The 20,230-nt window shown below is 60.7% G+C and carries 14 protein-coding genes and 1 pseudogene; 6 read left to right on the plus strand and 9 right to left on the minus strand.

The genetic code is table 11. From position 1 onward, the window contains the following. Window positions 1–29: 29 nt before the first annotated feature. From KP808_RS00335 to KP808_RS00345, 4 genes and pseudogenes are all read right to left on the minus strand, one after another. Window positions 30–1,670 carry a Na/Pi cotransporter family protein gene (locus KP808_RS00335; protein WP_230017234.1) on the minus strand — a complete coding sequence of 547 codons (1,641 nt, stop codon included), beginning with the start codon at window positions 1,668–1,670 and terminating at the stop codon, window positions 30–32. 1,195 nt (window positions 1,671–2,865) lie between these two features. Then, window positions 2,866–3,726 (minus strand): methyl-accepting chemotaxis protein, encoded by an 861-nt coding sequence (locus KP808_RS26020; protein ID WP_407692690.1) that lies wholly within the window; start codon window positions 3,724–3,726, stop codon window positions 2,866–2,868. Window positions 3,727–3,768: 42 nt separating this feature from the next. Beyond that, window positions 3,769–4,842 (minus strand): annotated as a pseudogene (locus KP808_RS26025) (Cache 3/Cache 2 fusion domain-containing protein); the annotation flags it as partial. A 184-nt stretch (window positions 4,843–5,026) separates the two neighbouring features. Then, window positions 5,027–5,947 carry a LysR substrate-binding domain-containing protein gene (locus tag KP808_RS00345; RefSeq protein ID WP_002551384.1) on the minus strand — a complete coding sequence of 307 codons (921 nt, stop codon included), beginning with the start codon at window positions 5,945–5,947 and terminating at the stop codon, window positions 5,027–5,029. A gap of 155 nt (window positions 5,948–6,102) precedes the next feature. Here KP808_RS00345 and KP808_RS00350 point away from each other — a divergent pair, with 155 nt between their 5' ends. Continuing rightward, complete coding sequence (locus tag KP808_RS00350; RefSeq protein ID WP_230017236.1) at window positions 6,103–7,482, plus strand: NorM family multidrug efflux MATE transporter; 1,380 nt, start codon at window positions 6,103–6,105, stop codon at window positions 7,480–7,482. Window positions 7,483–7,494: 12 nt separating this feature from the next. Here the strand turns inward: KP808_RS00350 and KP808_RS00355 are convergent, their stop codons facing one another. Further along, window positions 7,495–9,159, minus strand: a complete 1,665-nt coding sequence (locus tag KP808_RS00355) for a putative bifunctional diguanylate cyclase/phosphodiesterase (protein WP_230017237.1) — start codon at window positions 9,157–9,159, stop codon at window positions 7,495–7,497. Window positions 9,160–9,364: 205 nt separating this feature from the next. Between KP808_RS00355 and rep the strand changes: the two genes are divergently transcribed. After that, a complete protein-coding gene (rep, locus tag KP808_RS00360; protein ID WP_004660029.1) occupies window positions 9,365–11,374 on the plus strand; it encodes a DNA helicase Rep in 2,010 nt (669 codons plus the stop codon). Between the two features lie 53 nt (window positions 11,375–11,427). Then, window positions 11,428–11,997, plus strand: coding sequence for a xanthine phosphoribosyltransferase (locus KP808_RS00365; protein ID WP_054071560.1), 570 nt, complete (start codon window positions 11,428–11,430; stop codon window positions 11,995–11,997). Window positions 11,998–12,357: 360 nt separating this feature from the next. Here KP808_RS00365 and KP808_RS00370 read toward each other — a convergent pair whose 3' ends face one another. Continuing rightward, window positions 12,358–13,680, minus strand: coding sequence for a sigma-54 interaction domain-containing protein (locus KP808_RS00370; RefSeq protein WP_230017238.1), 1,323 nt, complete (start codon window positions 13,678–13,680; stop codon window positions 12,358–12,360). A gap of 265 nt (window positions 13,681–13,945) precedes the next feature. On the opposite strand from KP808_RS00370, the gene KP808_RS00375 reads away from it, so the two are divergent. Genes KP808_RS00375 through KP808_RS00385 form a run of 3 tightly spaced genes read left to right on the plus strand, consistent with a single transcriptional unit; the run spans window position 13,946 to window position 16,916 of the window. Continuing rightward, window positions 13,946–14,830: an MBL fold metallo-hydrolase gene (locus KP808_RS00375; RefSeq protein ID WP_219170705.1), complete on the plus strand. Its 885-nt coding sequence runs from the start codon at window positions 13,946–13,948 to the stop codon at window positions 14,828–14,830. Window positions 14,831–14,857: 27 nt separating this feature from the next. Beyond that, window positions 14,858–16,111, plus strand: a complete 1,254-nt coding sequence (locus tag KP808_RS00380; protein ID WP_230017239.1) for an NAD(P)/FAD-dependent oxidoreductase — start codon at window positions 14,858–14,860, stop codon at window positions 16,109–16,111. Continuing rightward, window positions 16,104–16,916 carry a sulfite exporter TauE/SafE family protein gene (locus KP808_RS00385; RefSeq protein ID WP_230017240.1) on the plus strand — a complete coding sequence of 271 codons (813 nt, stop codon included), beginning with the start codon at window positions 16,104–16,106 and terminating at the stop codon, window positions 16,914–16,916. The genes KP808_RS00380 and KP808_RS00385 overlap by 8 nt, the downstream gene beginning before the upstream one ends. A 561-nt stretch (window positions 16,917–17,477) precedes the next feature. Here KP808_RS00385 and KP808_RS00390 read toward each other — a convergent pair. The 3 genes from KP808_RS00390 to cysT are packed head-to-tail and all read right to left on the minus strand — an operon-like array spanning window position 17,478 to window position 20,168. Continuing rightward, complete coding sequence (locus KP808_RS00390) at window positions 17,478–18,458, minus strand: sulfate/molybdate ABC transporter ATP-binding protein (protein WP_002551393.1); 981 nt, start codon at window positions 18,456–18,458, stop codon at window positions 17,478–17,480. A gap of 2 nt (window positions 18,459–18,460) precedes the next feature. Further along, complete coding sequence (cysW, locus tag KP808_RS00395) at window positions 18,461–19,333, minus strand: sulfate ABC transporter permease subunit CysW (protein WP_004662918.1); 873 nt, start codon at window positions 19,331–19,333, stop codon at window positions 18,461–18,463. Between the two features lie 13 nt (window positions 19,334–19,346). After that, on the minus strand, window positions 19,347–20,168 hold the full coding sequence (cysT, locus tag KP808_RS00400) for a sulfate ABC transporter permease subunit CysT (protein ID WP_230017241.1): 822 nt from the start codon (window positions 20,166–20,168) through the stop codon (window positions 19,347–19,349). Window positions 20,169–20,230: the final 62 nt, after the last annotated feature.

The following is a 20,230-nucleotide window of genomic DNA, read 5'->3' on the forward strand; positions in this document are numbered from 1 at the left end:
CACCTAGGCCCTTACGTTCATAGTGATCGTCAGGGCTCACTCTCGCTCGACAAGGCCCCGGTGTCGGCCGTTTCCAGTACCACATAAGCGCTGCTGCAAAACAGCGAGTTCAGGCGTTTCATGTCGGCAATCAGTTCCAGGTGCAGCGAACTGGTCTCGATACTCTGCACAACCTTCTGCCGCAGGCGGCTGACGTGAGCATGCGCCAGACGGCGTTCCTGGGCTCGAAAACGGCGTTTTTCACGCAGTAATTGACGCGCGCTTTCCTCGTCACCGCTGAGGAACACCGAGAGCCCCAGACGCAGGTTCGACTGCAACTGGATCTGCAGATCGGCGAGTTCTTCCAGGCCGACTTCCGAGAATGAGCGGCGGTGCGAGGTCTTCTGCTGCTGGATCTTGCGCAGCATGCGTTCGATCAGGCCACTGGCCAGTTCCAGATTGATGGTCAACTCGATGATCTCTGCCCAGCGCCGGTTATCGTGCTCGCCGAGGTCCTCACGCGGCATCTGCGCCAGGTATAGCTTGATCGCGCTGTAGAGCGCTTCCACGTCATCGTTGAGACTCCGCACTTCCTGAGTGACCGCCGTCTGCGTGCCGCGCAGCACCGCGAGCATCGAGCCCAGCATGCTCTCGATCAAGTCGCCCATGCGCAGGGTTTCGCGCACCGCGTTGGCCAGCGCCAGGCTGGGCGTCGACAATGCGGTCAGGTCCAGGTGGCGAGGTTTGGCCAGGCCACCGACCTCGTTCTGCTGCGGCAGCAAGGCCGCGCACAACCGCGCCATCGGGCCGACGGTAGGCAGCATGATCAGGCAGCGCAACGTGTTGTAGATCAGGTGAAAGCCAATCACCAACTCCTGCGGACGAAAGCCCAGCGTGTCGATCCAGGCAACCAGCGGGTCGAGCACCGGAAAGATCAGCAACAGGCCGAACAGTTTGTACAGCAGACTGCCCAAGGCGACTTGCCGGCCAGCGACGTTCTGCATGCTGGTGCTGAGAAACGCCAGCAGACCGCTGCCGATATTGGCACCGATCACCAGGCCGATCGCCACTGGCAGACCAATGACTTCCGTGCCCGCCAAGGTGGCCGTCAGCAGAACTGCCGCCAGGCTGGAATAGGAGATCAGCGCAAACATGGCGCCCACCAGCGCATCCAGCAGAAGGTCGCCGGTCAACGAGGCAAACAACACCTTGACCCCGGCCGCCTGGGTGATCGGTGCAGCCGCTGCGACGATCAATTGCAGCGCCAGCACGATCAGGCCCAGGCCGATACCGACCCGCCCCAACTGACCGGCACGGGTCTGCTTGCGCGACAGAAAGAACACCACGCCAAGGAAAATCAGCAACGGCGACAGCCACGACAGATCGAACGTCAGCACGCGGGACATCAATGCCGTGCCGACATCGGCGCCGAGCATGATCACCAGCGCCGGTGTCAGCGTCATCAGCCCCTGGCCGACAAATGAGGTCACCAGCATGGCAGTGGCATTGCTGCTCTGCACCATGGCTGTCACCAGAATGCCGGCGATGAACGCCAGTGGTCGCTTGGACATGTTCTGGCTGAGTAAACGACGAAGTTGTGCACCGTAAACACGAAGGATGCCAGTGCGCACGATATGCGTGCCCCAGATCAGCAGGGCGACGGCAGATAGCAAATCGAGCAGGGTCAGCATGCTGAAAGCCCCCTGAGGTTTGCCCGTTCAGGCGATGAATTGAAAGATGCGCATGTAGCGAGCGGGGAAAGGGTGTAACGCTCTACTAAGCTTTTAGTCGGCTATTAGCCTTGGCGCCAGCATCGCACAGGGTGGGATTCATTGAAATAAAAGTGTCATAAATCCGCACCGCAGATGCAAGACCGGACGCGGAGCGTCCAGAACGGCATGCGACGCGGAGCGTCGCACGATGGCTGAAGAACTTCGGCACGACAGTTGGGATTATCGTTCCGCACGCTCCAGCGTGGGAATGCCGTTCGTGACGCTCTGCGTCACAAGTCTGCGCCGCACCACAAACGCAAGACAGGACGCGGAGCGTCCAGAACGGCATGCGACGCGGAGCATCGCACGATGGCTGAAAAACTTCGGCACGACAGTTGGGATTATCGTTCCGCACGCTCCAGCGTGGGAATGCCGTTCGTGACGCTCTGCGTCACAAGTCTGCGCCGCACCGCAAATGCAAGACCGGACGCGGAGCGTCGCACGATGGCTGAAGAACTTCGGCACGACAGTTGAGATTATCGTTCCGCACGCTCCAGCGTGGGAATGCCGTTCGTGACGCTCTGCGTCATGGATTTACGCCACACCGCTTATTCAGGAGAGGACGCAGAGCGTCCAGAACGGCATGCGACGCGGAGCATCGCACGATGGCTGAAAAACTTCGGCACGACAGTTGGGATTATCGTTCCGCACGCTCCAGCGTGGGAATGCCGTTCGTGACGCTCTGCGTCACAAGTCTGCGCCGCACCGCAAACGCAAGACCGGACGCAGAGCGTCCAGAACGGCATGCGACGCGGAGCATCGCACGATGGCTGAAAAACTTCGGCACGACAGTTGAGATTATCGTTCCGCACGCTCCAGCGTGGGAATGCCGTTCGTGACGCTCTGCGTCATGGATTTACGCCACACCGCTTATTCAGGAGAGGACGCAGAGCGTCCAGAACGGCATGCGACGCGGAGCATCGCACGATGGCTGAAAAACTTCGGCACGACAGTTGGGATTATCGTTCCGCACGCTCCAGCGTGGGAATGCCGTTCGTGACGCTCTGCGTCATGGATTTACGCCACGTCGCTTATTCAGGAGAGGACGCAGAGCGTCTAGAACGGCGTACCCACGCGGAGCATGGGTACGATAGTGTCAGGCTTCCAGCAGCCATCAACGGAACCGGTCAACCTCGTTACGCAGTTCAGTCGCCAACCCATTCAGCTCCTGAGCGGTGACCGCCAGGTTGGACATCACCTGGCGCTGTTCGCTGTTGGCCATGGCGATGCTTTGCAGGTTGCTGCTGAGCATGGTGGCGGTGCTGCTTTGTTCCTGGGTGGCGGTGGTGATGGCGGCGAACTGGTGACCGGCCGAGCGGCTTTGTTCGTCGATCTGGGCCAGTGCCGAGGCCACTTTGGCGTTAAGCGACAGGCCTTCCTGCATCAGGGTGTTGCCCTGTTGCATGGTGCTGATGGCGTTGCCGGTTTCCTGCTGAATGCTGGCGATCATGCCGGAGATTTCGTCCGTCGCTTCACGGGTACGAGAAGCCAGGCTGCGCACTTCATCAGCCACCACGGCAAAGCCGCGGCCTTGTTCACCGGCACGTGCGGCCTCGATGGCGGCGTTGAGTGCCAGCAGGTTGGTCTGGTCGGCAATCGAGGTAATCACCCCGACAATGCTGCCGATCTCCTGCGAACGCTGGCCCAGTGTGTCGATGACCGTTGCCGTACTGCTCAGCGAGGTTGCGATCTGTTGCAGCGATGAAGACGCCTCGTCCATCGAGGTACGACCAATGCGCGTCTGCTGCGCATTTTCCTGTGCCAGACGCTCGGTATTGCTCATGTTGTCAGCGATGTTCATCGACGTGGCGCTGAACTCCTCGACGGCACCGGCCATGCTGGTGATCTCGCCGGACTGTTGCTCCATGCCCTCGAACGCGCCACCGGACAGGCCGGACAATGCGTGAGCGCGGGTGCTGACTTCCTGCGCCGCAGTACGGATATGCGCGACCATCGACGACAGCGCTTCGCTCATCTTGTTGAAGCTGCCCGACAGTTGCCCGATCTCGTCGTTGCTGGTCACATTGAGGCGTACGCTCAGGTCGCCCGCCCCCAATGCATCGGCCTGGCGTACCAGTTCGGACAGTGGACGCAGCTTGCTGCGCAGCAGCCAGATCGCGCTGATCACTGCGATCAGCATGGCCAGCACACTGCCGATGGCCAGCTGGGTGCCGACGTTCCAGGTCACTTCACTGATTTCGTCACGCGGCATGCTGGCGATGACGGTCCAGGGGCCACCGGCAAACGGCTGGCCAACGCTGTAGTAGTCGTCATCGCCGTCATCCCAGAACTGCGCCTTGCCCGGTTTGCTGGCAAGGTCGGCCACTGACTCCGCGGCGCCATCCAGGGATTTGACGCCTGCCGGTGGTACCAGCCAGGTGCCCTTGTCGTCGAGCAGTGCCAGCGAGCCGGTAGAGCCGATACGGAAGCTCTTGAGGTTATCGAACTGGGTTTTCTGTGCATCGGTGTAATCGAAGCCTACAAACAACGCCGCAATGATCTTGCCGCTGCTGTCGCGAACCGGGCTGTACTGAGTCATGTAATAGCGATCAAACAACACCGCTTTGCCCACATAGCTCTGACCGGCGATCAAACGCTCGTAGGCTGCGCCCTTGCGATCCAGCACGGTACCGATGGCGCGCGTGCCATCCTGTTTGCTCAGAGAGGTGCTGATACGGACGAAGTCGTCGCCGCTGCGCACGAAAATCGTCGCCACGCCCGCGGTCATCGAGCGGAATTCATCAACCTCGGCAAAATCGTTGTTCAGTGCGGTATCACGCAGGAACAGGCCTGGCGTGGAGGTGCCCGCTACCGTGACCGGTTTGTCGGGTTGCAGGCTCAGGCCACCGGCAAAGCGCTTTTCGAACAGACCACTGAGGCGCTGAGTGCTATCACGCAGGGTGCTGTGGAATGTGCTCAACTGGTCGGCGAGCAATCTGGCTTCGCTCGACATGTGCTCTTCGCGAATGACCAGGTTGGACGCGTCCAGAGACCTTAACGCGAACAGGGTGCTGCCGCTGATAACCACAGCCAGGATCACGGCCAGAGCAATACCGAGTTGCGAGGCAATTCGGGTACGGGGCTTGGACATAGAGACTCCATGCCGAATGATTGGAGTTGCCTGATCCGTGGCTTACCATTCAGCGAACAAATTAATGAGTGTTTTAAGCTGCCTGAACATGCAGTCGTTAAGCAGTGCTTCGGCCACCAGAGTCGTTACTTGAGTAACGGTCGCGACATTAACCAATGATGGCAGTTCAATACTAAACTAATTTTTAATGCAGTACTTCAACTAACGGCAACTCCATAGCGTTGACTTCCGTCTGCAGAAAATCGCTGAGGCGACGCAACCGCTCTGCGCCGGGCCTTGTGCGCGGCCAGACCAGATAATAATTTTCTCCGCTGAATACCGCGGTGCGCCACGGCAGGCTCAGACGGGCCTGCGCCACGTCTTCGGCGACCATAAGTAAGTCGCCCATCGATACGCCGTAACCGCGTGCCGCTGCAATCATTCCCAGCTCAAGCGTATCGAACACCTGCCCGCCTTTGAGCGACACCTGATCGGCCAGCCCCATGCGGTTCAGCCAGGTGCGCCAGTCACGCCGGTCAGGGGTGGGGTGCAGCAACTCGGCCTTGGCCAGCCGCTTCACGTCCCATGGCGGGTCCTTCAACAACGTAGGTGCCCCCACCGGAATCAACAGCTCCGGGAACAGCAAGGTGGCTTCCCAGTCCGAGGGGAAATGCCCGTGACTGAGTAAAATCGCGCAGTCGAAAGGCTCCAGAGTAAAGTCCACGGCATCGATATCCATCCAGGCGCTGGTCAGCTGCACCTCGTTGCCTACTTGCAGATGACGGAAGCGACTGAGCCGCGCCAGCAACCAGCGCATGGTCAGCGTCGATGGCGCTTTCATGCGCAGAATGCCTTCGTCGGTCTGCAAGGTGCTGCAGGCTCGCTCAAGCGCCAGAAACCCATCACGCACGCCGGGCAACAGCGCACGCGCTGATTCGGTCAGTTGCAAGTTGCGCCCGTTGCGCTGAAACAAACGACAGGCAAAGTGCTCTTCCAGCGTGCGGATGTGACGGCTTACTGCACTTTGAGTGATCGAAAGCTCCTCGGCCGCCCGCGTGAACGAAGTATGCCGCGCCGCAGCTTCAAATGCCCTTAGTGCATAAAGAGGGGGGAGACTGCGAGGCATATGGCGCTTCCTGCTGGCGATGAGTGGCTACTTTACTGCAAATCGCTTCAGATGAGTTTTACTCATGCAGCGCATCAGGTTTATCGTTTTGTGCTTGCGCGTGCAACCCCCCAGAATAGGCCCTCATCCGAACTCCGCCGTAGAGCACCGCCCACATGCAGCCCGCACTTAAAGAACTCTGGATCATCCTGCGCCTTGCCGGGCCGCTGATTGCATCGCAGATGGCGCACATGCTGATGGTGTTCACCGACACGGTGATGATGGGCAAGATCGGCCCGGAGGCGCTGGCAGGCGGTGGCCTGGGTGCGGCCACGTACAGCTTTGTTTCATTCTTTTGCGTGGGCGTGATGGCTGCGGTCGGCACGCTGGTCGCGATTCGCCATGGTGCAGGTGATACCGAAGGTGCGACGCGCCTGACCCAGGCCGGTCTGTGGCTGGCGTGGGGCATGGCGCTGGTTGCCGCGCTGCTGCTGTGGAACCTCGAACCCATCCTGTTGCAGTTCGGTCAGGCCGAAGCCAACGTGCATATGGCTGCCCAGTTTCTGATCACCCTGCCCTTTGCCTTGCCTGGCTTGCTCAGCTTCATGGCATTGCGCGGCTTCACCAGCGCACTCGGGCGTGCGGGGCCGGTCATGACCATCAGTCTGGCCGGTGCGGCCGCAAACTTCGCGCTCAATTACGCGATGATTCATCAATGGTTCGGGCTGCCGAATCTGGGGCTGATGGGCATCGGGCTGGTGACCGCGATTGTGACCAACTGCATGGCCTTGGCGCTGGCACTGCATATCAAGCGCCATCCGGCCTACGCGGCGTACCCGATCAGCAAGGGGCTGTCGAAGCTGTCGCGCAGCCACCTGAAAGAACTCTGGCGTCTCGGCCTGCCGATTGGCGGCACGTATGCGGTGGAAGTCGGCCTGTTCACCTTCGCAGCGTTCTGCATGGGGGCAATGGGCAGTACGCAAATGGCCGCGCACCAGATCGCCCTGCAGACAGTGTCCATGGCGTTCATGGTTCCGGTGGGAATGTCCTATGCGGTGACCATGCGTATCGGCCAGCATTATGGCGCGGGCAACCTGTTGATGGTGCGCATGGCTGGCCGTCTGGGCATCGGTTTTGGCGGCTGCGTGATGCTGATGTTCGGGTTGCTGTTCTGGCTGGCGCCTAATGTGGTCATCGGTCTGTTTCTGGATATCAATGACCCGGCCTTTGCCGAGATTGTCGTGCTGGCCGCAAAACTGCTGGCCATTGCGGCCCTGTTCGAGTTCTTCGACGGTACTCAGACGATTGCGATGGGGGCGATTCGCGGGCTCAAGGATGCGCGCACCACGTTCCTGATCGGTCTGGGCTGTTACTGGCTGATTGCCGCGCCTGCCGCCTGGTTGCTCGGCTTTTCTACCGATGCCGGTGCTTCAGGCGTCTGGTGGGGGCTGGCGCTGGGTCTGTTCTGCTCGGCCGTGGCGCTGACCTATGCGTTTGAATGGAAGACGGCTCGCCTGTTGCGTCGGGAGGCAGCCGGGTTGGCGGTGCCGGCCTGATCCGGCGCGCCGTCATCCGGAGTTTGATGCACCCGTATTGGCGGCTTCCGAGCGCAGGTAAGCCACCAGATCCGCTATCGGCAGCGGCCTGCTGATCAGATAACCCTGCACCTGGTCGCAGCCGAAATCGCGCAGCAACTCCAGTTGCCCGGCGGTTTCGACGCCCTCGGCGACCACTTCCAGGTTCAGGTTGTGGGCCAGCTTGATCATGGCGTTGACCAGCTTGCGGTTCTCTTCGCGTAGCTCCATCTGCCCGACAAAGCCCATGTCGATCTTGAGCAGCGCGATGGGCAGGCTGTTGAGGTGCATGAACGATGAATAGCCCGTACCGAAATCATCCAGCGAGAAGCGCACACCCAGCCGCCGCATTGCGTCCATGGTCTGCAGGACCTGATCGCTGCGGCGCATGACGGCAGTTTCGGTCAGTTCGAACTCCAGCCAGTGCGCGTCGACGCTGAGCTCCTCAATCAGGCGACTCAGTGTCGGCAACAACTGGCTGTCCTGAAATTGCCGGAACGACAGGTTGATCGCCATATGCAACGGCGCAAATCCTTGCTCGCGCAGGGCCTGCATGTCACGCAGGGCGCGGAAGATGACCCAGTAGCCGAGCGGCACGATCAGGCCGCTTTGCTCGGCCAATGGCACGAATTCACTGGGCGGCAGCAGCCCGCGCGCCTGGTGGCGCCAGCGTACCAGCGCTTCCAGGCCGACAACGCGCCCGGTCTCCAGGCACAGCCGCGGCTGATAATGCAGCTCCAGTTCATCGCGGCGCAGGGCTCGTCGCAGCTCGCCTTCCAGATCGGCCAGGCTGCGGGCGTTGCGGTTGATGCGCTCGTCGAACAGATGAAAGGTGCAGCCCTGCATGCTCTTGGCCTGGCGCATGGCGATGTGGGCGTGCCACATCAGCGGGTCTGCTTCGGGCCGGGTTTGTGAATGGGCAATGCCCAGGCTGCAACCCAGCAGCAGGCTTTCGCCATCGACCCAGTAGGGTTCGGACAGCACGTCAGTAATTCGCTCGGCCAGTTGCATGGCGCGTGCAGGTGTTGTGCGGGTGTCAATCAACAGGGCGAATTCGTCGCCGCCCAGGCGTGCAAGCTGATCGCCCGCAGCGAGCTGGTTTTTCAGACGTGCCACGACTTGCAGAATCAGTCGGTCACCGGCCTGATGCCCCAGCGAATCGTTGGCGCGGCGGAAGTTGTCCAGGTCCAGATGCCCCAGCGCCAGGCTGCCACCCTCGGCCAGACGCGCCGTCAACAGCGTCTGAAAACCCTGACGATTGGCGATGCCGGTCAATGGGTCCTGACCGACCAGACGCCGCAGGCTGTCTTCCAGGCGACTGCGCTCGTGGACATAGCGCAGGCAGCGGCGCAGCGCATCGCCGGTCAATGCATCGCGCACCAGCCAGTCACTGACGCCACTCGGTCCGACCAGCGGTTCCTTTTCGAGCAGCACCACGGTGGGTAGCAGGCAGGTTCCGGTTCTGGGCTGCAGGTCGGGCGTTGTCAGCAGCACGGTGCTGCGCTCGTTAGCGTACCCGGCGCTGAAAGCGTCCCAGTTCTCGCCATGCAGAAGTATTACGTTGCTGCCCGGCGCAGTGAGGCAATCGCGCAGCAGCGCGTACCAGAAAGGCTCGTGCGCCAATAACAGCAATCGCAAGGGTTCGACAGGTGTAGGCAATCTAACTTCCTAAGTGCAAAGGAAAAACCGGTGGCCGCACTCCCGCTGGAGCGTGACAAATACACGTATCGTTGCGTCGCGGCGCAAATGTAACAAAAACAGAAGAATTAGATAGCGATCACTGTCTGGCTACGATGACCGCTGCACAAACCCGTGGGCCTGTTAAAATGCCCGACCTTTTTTACAGACGACTCTTCATACCGCCATGTCCCGACTCAATCCCCGGCAGCAGGAAGCCGTGAACTACGTCGGCGGCCCTCTTTTGGTGCTCGCCGGTGCCGGTTCCGGCAAGACCAGTGTGATCACCCGCAAGATTGCGCACCTGATCCAGAACTGCGGCATCCGCGCCCAGTACATTGTCGCCATGACCTTTACCAACAAGGCCGCGCGCGAGATGAAGGAGCGCGTCGGTACGCTGCTCCGAGGCGGCGAAGGACGCGGCCTGACGGTCTCGACTTTCCACAACCTGGGTCTGAACATCATCCGCAAGGAACACACGCGGCTGGGCTACAAACCGGGCTTCTCGATCTTCGACGAGACCGACGTCAAGGCCCTGATGACCGACATCATGCAGAAAGAGTATTCGGGCGACGACGGTGTCGACGAAATCAAGAACATGATCGGTTCGTGGAAAAACGACCTCATCCTGCCTGCCGACGCGCTGGAAAACGCCCGCAACCCCAAGGAACAGACCGCCGCCATCGTCTACACCCACTACCAGCGCACGCTCAAGGCGTATAACGCGGTGGACTTCGACGACCTCATTCTGCTGCCGGTCAAGCTGTTCCAGGAACACGCCGACATTCTGGAGAAATGGCAGAACAAGGTGCGTTACCTGCTGGTGGACGAATATCAGGACACCAACGCCAGCCAGTACCTGCTGGTTAAACTGCTGATCGGCTCGCGCCACCAGTTCACCGTGGTGGGCGACGACGACCAGTCGATCTATGCCTGGCGCGGTGCGCGACCGGAAAACCTGATGCTGCTCAAGGACGACTACCCGTCGTTGAAAGTGGTCATGCTGGAGCAGAATTACCGTTCCACCAGCCGCATCCTGCGCTGCGCCAACGTGCTCATCTCCAACAACCCGCACGCCTTCGAAAAGCAACTGTGGTCCGAGATGGGCCACGGCGACGAAATCCGTGTCATCCGTTGCCGTAACGAAGATGCCGAAGCCGAGCGCGTGGCGATGGAAATCCTCACCCTGCACCTGCGCACCGACCGACCCTACAGCGACTTCGCCATCCTGTATCGCGGCAACTACCAGGCCAAGCTGATCGAACTCAAATTGCAGCATCACCAGGTGCCGTATCGACTTTCGGGCGGCAACAGCTTCTTCGGTCGCCAGGAAGTGAAAGACCTGATGGCGTATTTCCGTTTGCTGGTGAACCCGGATGACGACAACGCCTTCCTGCGGGTCATCAACGTGCCGCGTCGAGAAATCGGCTCGACCACGCTGGAAAAACTCGGTAACTACGCCACCGAACGCAAGGTCTCGATGTACGCCGCCACCGAAGAAATCGGCCTGGGCGAGCACCTGGACAGCCGTTACACCGACCGCTTGCAGCGCTTCAAGCGCTGGATGGACGGCGTGCGCCAGCAATGCGCGCAGAACGACCCCATTGCCGCGCTACGCAGCATGGTCATGGACATCGACTACGAGAACTGGCTGCGGCAGAACAGCTCCAGCGAAAAGGCCGCTGATTACCGGATGAGTAACGTCTGGTTCCTGATCGAGGCGTTGAAAAACACGCTGGAAAAGGACGAAGAAGGCGGCATGACCATTGAGGAAGCCATCGGCAAGCTGGTCCTGCGCGACATGCTTGAACGTCAGCAGGAAGAGGAAGATGGTGCCGAAGGCGTGCAGATGATGACCTTGCACGCCTCCAAGGGTCTGGAGTTTCCTTACGTGTTCATCATGGGTATGGAAGAAGAGATCCTGCCGCACCGCTCCAGCATCGAAGCCGACACCATCGAAGAAGAACGCCGTCTTGCTTATGTCGGTATTACGCGCGCGCGGCAGACTCTGGCCTTCACGTTCGCCGCCAAGCGCAAGCAGTACGGTGAAATCATCGACTGCGCGCCAAGCCGCTTTCTGGATGAGCTGCCCCCGGATGACCTGGCCTGGGAAGGCAATGACGACACTCCGACGGAAGTCAAAGCGGTTCGCGGCAATACCGCGCTTGCCGATATTCGCGCCATGCTGAAACGCTAGTCGACAAACGAAATTGATCATTTATTGCGCAATGGCGCAGTCTAGGAATTGAAGTGGAAGCACTGCACAAGAAAATTCGCGAAGAAGGCATCGTATTGTCCGACCAGGTGCTGAAAGTCGATGCGTTTCTCAACCATCAGATCGATCCGGCCTTGATGAAGGAAATTGGTGACGAGTTCGCCCGTCTGTTCGCCGACGCTGGCGTGACCAAAATCGTGACCATCGAAGCTTCCGGCATTGCGCCGGCCGTCATGGCGGGTCTGAACATGGGCGTGCCGGTGATTTTCGCCCGCAAGCACCAGTCCCTGACCCTGACCGAAAACCTGCTGTCGGCGTCCGTGTACTCGTTCACCAAACAGGTGGAGAGCACGGTGGCGATCTCGCCGCGTCATCTGAGCAGCGACGACCACGTGCTGATCATCGATGACTTCCTCGCCAACGGCAAAGCCTCGCAGGCGCTGATCTCGATCATCAAACAGGCCGGTGCGACTGTGGCCGGGCTGGGGATCGTGATCGAGAAGTCCTTCCAGGGCGGTCGTGCTGAACTGGATGCACAGGGCTATCGCGTTGAATCGCTGGCGCGGGTTGAATCCCTGGCCGGAGGGGTTGTGACGTTCAAGTAACGTGTTCAAGGGAGGACGCGGAGCGTCCAGAACGGCATGCGACGCGGAGCGCCGCACGATAGTTGCGGTTATCGTTCTCACGCTCCAGCGTAGGAATGCAGGTATCGACGCTCTGCGTCGCCAAGAGGACGCAGAGCGTCCAGAAAGGCATGCGACGCGGAGCGCCGCACGATAGTTGCGATGATCGTTCCCACGCTCCAGCGTGGTAATGCAGTTCTCGACGCTCTGCGTCGCCAAGAGGACGCGGAGCGTCCAGAAAGGCATACGACGCGGAGCGCCGTACGATAGTTACGATGATCGTTCCGCACGCTCCAGCGTGGGAATGCAGTTCTCGACGCTCTGCGTCGCCGTGTGCGTGCTTCAGCGCGGAATGCCGAGGGCACGCAAACGTCTATAAAGAGTGCGTTCGCTCAGCCCCAGCTCTCTGGCCAGCTCACTGCGCGAGCCGTTGAACACTCGCAGTGCATGGGCGAGTTTCTCCAGGCCGTCGTCCTGCTGCCGGTAAGTCACGCCACCCGCTTCTTCGCCCTGACCGCGCACTTCAGCGGGTAAATCCTGCACGCGAATAACGCCGTCATCGGTAAACAGGCGGGCGCGCTCGAGTATGTTGCGCAGTTCGCGAATGTTGCCGGGGTAGCTGTACACACTCAGCAGGTTCATGGCCGAGGGGTCGACACGCGGAGCAGCGCCGGGCGCGATGCGTTGCAGCAGGCTGTCGATCAGCAGCGGCAGGTCTTCACTGCGTTCGCGCAGTGCCGGCAGACGGATCGGGAAAGCGCTGATGCGGTAGAACAAATCCTGGCGAAAACTGCCGTTGGTGACCATCTCCTTGAGCGGTTTGTGGGTGGCCACCACCAGCCGAAAATCCGAATGCACCGTTCGCAGGCTGCCCACCGGGCGGAAGCTGCCTGACTCGATCAGCCGCAACAGCTTGACCTGCATGGCCAGCGGCACCTCGCCGATTTCATCAAGGAACAACGTGCCGCCATGAGCGGCTTCGGCCAGACCGGTCTTGCGCTGCAACGCGCCGGTGAACGCGCCCTTTTCATAGCCGAACAGCTCGCTCTCCAGCAGGGTTTCGGTAAGCCCGGTGCAATCGACCACCACCAGCGGCCCGGCGGATCTGGCGCTGCTGGCGTGCAGTGCGCGAGCGAACAATTCCTTGCCGGTACCCGACTCACCCTGCAGCAGCACCGGAATCTGCGCGGGCGCAGCGCGTTGCAAGGCACCCAGAACTTCCTTGAACGCCGCTGAACGACCGACCAGCCCGTGCTGCTGCGGCTGGACCGACGCCACGGCCACCGAACTCAGTCGCTCGACGTAGGCGATGACTTCACCCCCGTCATCGAGAATCGGCCGCAGCTCCACATCCACATGCTCAGGGCCGCGAGGCGTATGGTGAATATGCAGCAAACGCTCCGGAAGCCGCGTTTCGTGGGCCTTGCGCATCGGGCAATGCTCACCGGCCTGATCGCACGGCACCGCGAACTGATGTGACACCCGATAACACTTCTCGCCCACATGTGGCGTGCCTTCAACGCCGAACTGGCGCTGATAGGCGGTGTTGGCCGCGATGATGTTGTAGTTGGTGTCCAGAACGATGGTCGGTCGCAGGTCATGTTCGAGGTATGACACCAGCGACTGCATGCGACTGCCGGGAAAATCGGTGGCGATGAGGTTCATGCTTGCTCCTGTGGATTGGTCGCAGCTTAACCCATCTCGCTGCCAGCTTATGCCACTGTCTGCCAAGCGACTGCCAAAATGTGGCAGTCAGCGCCTTGGCAGCCATCATGCGGGTTTCCGCAGAATCCCTCGACGCCCTGTATTTACTATGCTCAACAGGTTTTCCGGCCGTTGGCATGGTTATTGAGAAGTCATAGCAACGACTGCCAACCGTCCGGCCTGACCAAACGGGCCTCGAGGCGATTTACAGCCATGGGAATTGCACATGATCATCGGTGAAAAACTTTATGTCGAAGCCCTCTTCGACAGCCATACCTGGACCATCAGCTACCTGGTGATGGACCTGGACAGCAAGCAGTGCGCGCTGATCGACAGCGTGCTCGATTACGACCCCAAGTCGGGCCGCACCCGGACCGAGTCTGCCGACCGGATGATCGGCCGGGTACAGGCGCTGGGGGCTTCGGTGCAGTGGATTTTCGAAACCCATGTGCATGCTGATCACCTCACGGCTGCGCCGTATCTGAAACAGCAGCTTGGCGGACAAATCGTCATCGGCAGCCATATCACCGCCGTGCAGGAAACCTTTGGCGCGCTGTTCAACGCACCGTCTGACTTTGCCCGCAATGGCAGCCAGTTCGATGTGCTGCTGGAAGATAACGCCCCGTTTGCCCTCGGAACACTTCAGGTCAAGGCCATGCATACGCCCGGGCATACACCGGCGTGCATGAGTTACCTGGTGCAGGTCGACGACAAAACCATCGCGTTTGTCGGCGACACGTTGTTCATGCCCGATTACGGCACCGCCCGTTGCGACTTTCCCGGAGCCGATGCGCGCACGCTGTACCGCTCCATTCACAAGTTGCTGGCGTTGCCACCTGACACCCTGCTGTTCATGTGCCACGACTACCTGCCCAACGGTCGTGAGCTGAAATACATGACCACCGTCGCCGAACAGCGCGCCAGCAACATCCATGTTCATGACGGCGTAGATGAAGACGCGTTCGTCAGCATGCGTGAAGCCCGTGACGTGACGCTGGATATGCCCGTACTGATGCTGCCTTCGGTGCAGGTCAACATGCGCTGCGGGCACTTTCCCGAGCCGGAAGACAACGGCGTCGTCTACCTGAAGATCCCGCTCAATGCCTTTTGACTGCTGCCCGCCTTGGGAAACCCTGTGATGAATGCTTCGACAACTAGCTGTCAGATCCTGATCGTCGGTGGCGGTGCTGCCGGTATCGCCACCGCCGCAAGCCTGCTCGCCCGTGATGCTGCCCTGCAGATCACGCTGGTCGACCCTGCCGATACCCACTATTACCAGCCGGGCTGGACCATGGTCGGCGCGGGCATTTTCACGCCGCAGTCGACGGCACGCAGCATGGCGTCGCTGATTCCCAAAGGCGTGCAGTGGATCAAGGCCGCCGTGGCGACGTTCGAACCGCAGCACAATACCCTGACGCTCGCCGACGGGCGCACGCTTGGCTATCAGCAACTGGTGGTCTGCCCCGGTCTGAAGCTGGACTGGGCGGCCATCGACGGGTTGGTCGAGACGCTGGGTGCCAACGGCGTGACCTCCAACTATCGCTATGACCTGGCACCCTATACCTGGAAGCTGGTGCAGGGCTTGAAGCAAGGGCGCGCGCTGTTTACTCAGCCGCCCATGCCGATCAAATGCGCCGGTGCGCCACAGAAGGCCATGTACCTGTCTTGTGATCATTGGCTGAAAACCGGTCGTCTGGCGCAGATCAACACGCAGTTCTTCAACGCCGGTGGCGTGCTGTTCGGTGTGGCGGACTATGTACCGGCGCTGATGAAGTACATCGAGCGTTACGCCATCGACCTCAAGTTCAGCCATCGGCTGGTGGCAGTCGACGGGCCGGGCAAGCGCGCTACGTTTGTTCGCACGCAGGCCGATGGCAGCAGCGAGACCGTCGAGCACAGCTTTGAAATGCTGCACGTGGTGCCACCGCAGATTGCCCCCGACTTCATTCGCAGCAGCCCGCTGGCCGATGCCGCAGGCTGGGTGGACGTGGACCCTGCCACGCTCCGGCACCGACAGTTCGCCAATGTTCATGGTCTGGGCGATGCCACCAATACCAGCAACGCCAAAACCGCCGCAGCCGCCCGCAAGCAGGCACCGGTGGTGGCCAATAATGTGCTGGTCGCGCTGGGTCGTCTGAGTGAGTCTGCCGCCTATGACGGTTATGGCTCATGCCCTCTGACCGTCGAGAAAGGCCGGATCGTACTGGCTGAATTCACCTATGGCGGCAAGGTTGCGCCGAGCTTCCCGCGCTGGCTGCTGGATGGCCGTCAACCGACCCGGCTGGCCTGGTGGCTGAAAGAACGCGTGCTGCCCGTACTTTACTGGCATGGCATGCTCAAGGGACGTGAATGGCTGGCCAAACCGGAAAAGGCTGACGCCAGGCATGGATGAGCATCAACTGCTGGGCGTTGGCCTGGGGGCGATCATTGGCGTGGTACTGGCGCTGACAGGTGCGGGCGGCGGCATTCTCGCGGTCCCGCTGCTGGTTTTTGGTCTTGGCCTGTCGATTGTCGAAGCGGCACCTGTCGGCCTGCTGGCCGTCGGGCTGGCGGCGGGAATCGGTGCGGTACTGGGGCTGCGTCAGGGTATCGTCCGCTATCGCGCTGCCGGGTACATCGCATCCATTGGTGTGCTGATGGCACCTCTTGGCCTGTGGCTCGCCCATCGGCTGCCCAATACACCGCTGGCATTGGTCTTTTCGGTCGTGCTGCTGTACGCCTGCACGCGCATGTTCATCAGGGCCAGCCGCGAATTGCGCCACGGCCAACCGCCGCCACGCGCAGAAATGCTGCCCTGCGTGCTCAACCCGCTGCAAGGCCGTTTGCGCTGGACCATGCCGTGCCTGCGCGCTTTGACGCTGACGGGCGTGGGTTCAGGGTTATTGTCCGGGCTATTAGGTATGGGCGGCGGTTTCGTGATCATTCCGGCGTTGACCCGCTACAGCGACCTGGGCATGAAAAGCGTTGTGGCGACGTCACTGGCGGTGATTGCGCTGGTCTCGACGGGCAGCGTCATCACCGCCTCCTTGAGCGGGGTGATGCACTGGACGGTGGGTGCGCCTTTTGCACTAGGCGCAGTCATCGGCTTGATAGCCGGCAGGCAAGTCGCCCGCTACCTCGCCGGCCCACGCCTGCAACAGCTGTTCGCCGTATGCGGCATTGTTGCCGCATTCATGCTCGCGTTGTCAGTGCGCTAACCGCCCGAGGACGCAGAGCGTCCAGAAAGGCATTCCCGCGCGGAGCATGGGAACGATGAAATCTCGAGATCACTATCGTGCCAATGCTCCGCGTTGGCATGCAGTTCGTGACGCTCCGCGTCACATGCTCGCGCTGACGCCGCGCACTCAAGATCGGACGCCGAGCGTCCGGAAAGGCATTCCCACGCGGAGCATGGGAACGATGAAATCTCGAGATCACTATCGTGCCAATGCTCCGCGTTGGCATGCAGTTCGTGACGCTCCGCGTCACATGCCCGTGCTGACGCCGCGCACTCAAGATCGGACGCCGAGCGTCCGGAAAGGCATTCCCACGCGGAGCATGGGAACGATGAAATCTCGAGATCACTATCGTGCCAATGCTCCGCGTTGGCATGCAGTTCGTGACGCTCCGCGTCATATGCTCGTGCTGACGCCGCGCACTCAAGATCGGACGCAGAGCGTCCAGAAAGGCATTCCCACGCGGAGCATGGGAACGATGAAAGTCTCGAGATCACTATCGTCCCAATGCGGAGCATGGGAACGATAGTCGGGGGGGTGGGCTTAAAGCTTTTGCCAGACCTTCGGTTTGAAGAACAGTGTCTCGCCCTTGGCCAGGCCTACCAGGCTGTCGTGGTCTTTCACCACTTCGGCCTCGATCAGTTCGCTCTGCCCTTCCACTTTCAGCGTGACCCGTGTTGTCGCGCCCAGCGGGCGGATGTCGCGGACTTCGGCGGCGTGGTGGTCTTCGATTTCCTGACGCGACAACGACACTTCATGCGGACGGAACAACAGGTGCCCTTCCTCGCCCAGGCTCAGGCGGTTGGAGTCACCCAGGAAGTGGTAGACGAAGTCGTTGGACGGGTTCTCGTACACCTCGCCCGGAGAGCCGATCTGTTCGATCACGCCCTTGTTCATCACCACGATGCGGTCGGCCACTTCCATGGCTTCTTCCTGATCGTGAGTCACAAACACCGAGGTCAGGTTGATGTCTTCGTGCAGGCGCGCCAGCCAGCGACGCAGTTCCTTGCGTACCTTGGCGTCCAGTGCGCCGAACGGCTCGTCCAGCAACAGCACTTTGGGCTCGACCGCCAAGGCACGGGCCAGAGCGATACGCTGACGCTGACCACCGGACAACTGCTCCGGATAACGGTCGGCCAGCCAGTCCAGTTGCACCATGTTCAGCAGTTCGTGGACCTTTTCCGCGATGCGCGTTTCATTCGGGCGCTCGCGTTTGGGCTTCATGCGCAGGCCGAACGCGACGTTATCGAACACCGTCATGTGGCGGAACAGCGCGTAATGCTGGAACACGAACCCGACGTTGCGATCACGCACGTCGTGACCGGACACATCTTCGCCATGGAACACAATGCTGCCGTCATCCGGGGTTTCCAGACCGGCAATGATGCGCAGCAGGGTGGTCTTGCCGCAGCCTGACGGGCCGAGCAACGCCACCAGCTCGCCACTCTGGATGTCCAGACTGATGTTGTTCAGGGCCTTGAAGGCGTTGAAGTTCTTGCTGACGTTACGGACTTCGATCGACATGATTATTCCTCCGCCGCGTTATGGCGCAGACGGTTAATGCGGGATTCGCTCCACTGCTTGAGCAGCAGGATGAACAGCGCCAGGATCAGCAACAGGCTCGCCACGGCAAAGGCGGCAACGTGGTTGTACTCGTTGTAGAGGATTTCGACGTGCAGCGGCAGGGTGTTGGTGACGCCGCGAATGTGCCCGGAAACCACCGACACCGCGCCAAACTCACCCATCGCCCGTGCCGTACACAGCACCACGCCGTAGATCAGGCCCCATTTGATGTTCGGCACCGTGACGTGCCAGAACATCTGCCAGCCATTGGCGCCCAGCAGCCGTGCGGCCTCTTCTTCCTGAGTACCCTGCTCCTGCATCAGCGGGATCAGCTCACGTGCAACGAACGGCACGGTGACGAAAATGGTCGCCAGCACGATGCCCGGCAGGGCAAAGACGATCTGGATATCGTGGTCCTGCAACCACGGCCCGAACAAGCCCTGCGCACCGAACATCAGTACGTAGACCAGACCGGCAATGACTGGCGATACCGAGAACGGCAAGTCGATCAGCGTGACCAGAATGCTCTTGCCGCGGAACGAATATTTGCTCACGCACCATGCGGCGCTGACGCCGAATACCAGATTGAGCGGCACCGAGATCAGGACCGCAATGACCGTCAGCTTCAGCGCTGACAAGGCATCCGGTTCAAGGATTGCGGTAAAGAACGCGCCCAGACCGTTTTTCAGCCCCTGAGACACCACGATGAACAGCGGCAGGCCCAGAAACAGAAAGAACACCAGCCAGCACAGGCCGATCAGAATGCGTCGCGACACCGCGCTGCCACGACGGGCGGCGTTGGCAGAGGCGGCGGCTGAAACAGATGAATAAGACATGTTCTGCGCCTCCTCAGGATGGGGTTTCAATGCGCCGCTGCAGCAGGTTGATCAGCAGCAGCAGAATGAAGGACACCACCAGCATCATCACGCCGATAGCGGTTGCGCCGGTGTAGTCGTACTGGTCGAGCTTGACCATGATCAGCAGCGGCAGGATCTCGGTTTTCATCGGCATGTTGCCGGCAATGAAAATCACCGAACCGTACTCGCCCACGCCACGGGCAAACGCCAGAGCGAAGCCGGTCAGCCAGGCAGGCAGCAACGCCGGTATGAGGATGTGGCGAAATACCTGTAACGGACGCGCGCCCAGGCAGGCAGCGGCTTCTTCGACTTCCTTGGGGATATCGGCCAGCACAGGCTGCACGGTGCGCACCACGAACGGCAGGGTGACGAAGGTCAGCGCCAGGGTGATACCCAGCGGGGTGTAGGCGATCTTGAAACCCAGATCAGCCGCGAACTGGCCGACCCAGCCGTTGGGCGCGTACAGCGCTGTCAGGGCGATACCGGCCACAGCAGTCGGCAGGGCGAACGGCAAATCGATCATTGCATCGATGATCTTGCGACCGGGGAAGGTGTAACGCACCAGCACCCAGGCCAGCAGCGTGCCGATCACGCCATTGATCAGGGCCGCATAGAAAGCGGTGCCGAAACTCAGCTTGAGCGCCGCGATCACGCGTGGTGCCGTGATGATGGTCCAGAACTGATCCCAGGTCAGCTGCGCGGCATGCACGAACATGGCGGCCAGCGGTATTAGCACAATCAGACTGAGGTACACCAAGGTGTAGCCCAGCGTCAGCCCGAAGCCGGGTATGACGGGGGAGATACGACGCGACATAAAAGTCCCTGGTTTCACTTGCACGAAGCCCGGAGGTTAATCCGGGCTGCTTGACCCAACCT

Origin of the sequence: Pseudomonas savastanoi (assembly GCF_020917325.1) — a bacterium.
GTDB classification, from domain to species: Bacteria; Pseudomonadota; Gammaproteobacteria; order Pseudomonadales; family Pseudomonadaceae; genus Aquipseudomonas; species Aquipseudomonas amygdali.

Bases quoted from the DNA above. Each gene is read 5' to 3' on its own strand.
- KP808_RS00335 (WP_230017234.1), bottom strand. From the start codon at position 1,670: ATGCTGACCCTGCTCGATTTGCTATCTGCCGTCGCCCTGCTGATCTGG.
- KP808_RS26020 (WP_407692690.1), bottom strand. From the start codon at position 3,726: ATGAGCGAAGCGCTGTCGTCGATGGTCGCGCATATCCGTACTGCGGCG.
- KP808_RS00345 (WP_002551384.1), bottom strand. From the start codon at position 5,947: ATGCCTCGCAGTCTCCCCCCTCTTTATGCACTAAGGGCATTTGAAGCT.
- KP808_RS00350 (WP_230017236.1), top strand. From the start codon at position 6,103: ATGCAGCCCGCACTTAAAGAACTCTGGATCATCCTGCGCCTTGCCGGG.
- rep (WP_004660029.1), top strand. From the start codon at position 9,365: ATGTCCCGACTCAATCCCCGGCAGCAGGAAGCCGTGAACTACGTCGGC.
- KP808_RS00370 (WP_230017238.1), bottom strand. From the start codon at position 13,680: ATGAACCTCATCGCCACCGATTTTCCCGGCAGTCGCATGCAGTCGCTG.
- KP808_RS00375 (WP_219170705.1), top strand. From the start codon at position 13,946: ATGATCATCGGTGAAAAACTTTATGTCGAAGCCCTCTTCGACAGCCAT.
- KP808_RS00380 (WP_230017239.1), top strand. From the start codon at position 14,858: ATGAATGCTTCGACAACTAGCTGTCAGATCCTGATCGTCGGTGGCGGT.
- KP808_RS00385 (WP_230017240.1), top strand. From the start codon at position 16,104: ATGGATGAGCATCAACTGCTGGGCGTTGGCCTGGGGGCGATCATTGGC.
- KP808_RS00390 (WP_002551393.1), bottom strand. From the start codon at position 18,458: ATGTCGATCGAAGTCCGTAACGTCAGCAAGAACTTCAACGCCTTCAAG.
- cysW (WP_004662918.1), bottom strand. From the start codon at position 19,333: ATGTCTTATTCATCTGTTTCAGCCGCCGCCTCTGCCAACGCCGCCCGT.
- cysT (WP_230017241.1), bottom strand. From the start codon at position 20,168: ATGTCGCGTCGTATCTCCCCCGTCATACCCGGCTTCGGGCTGACGCTG.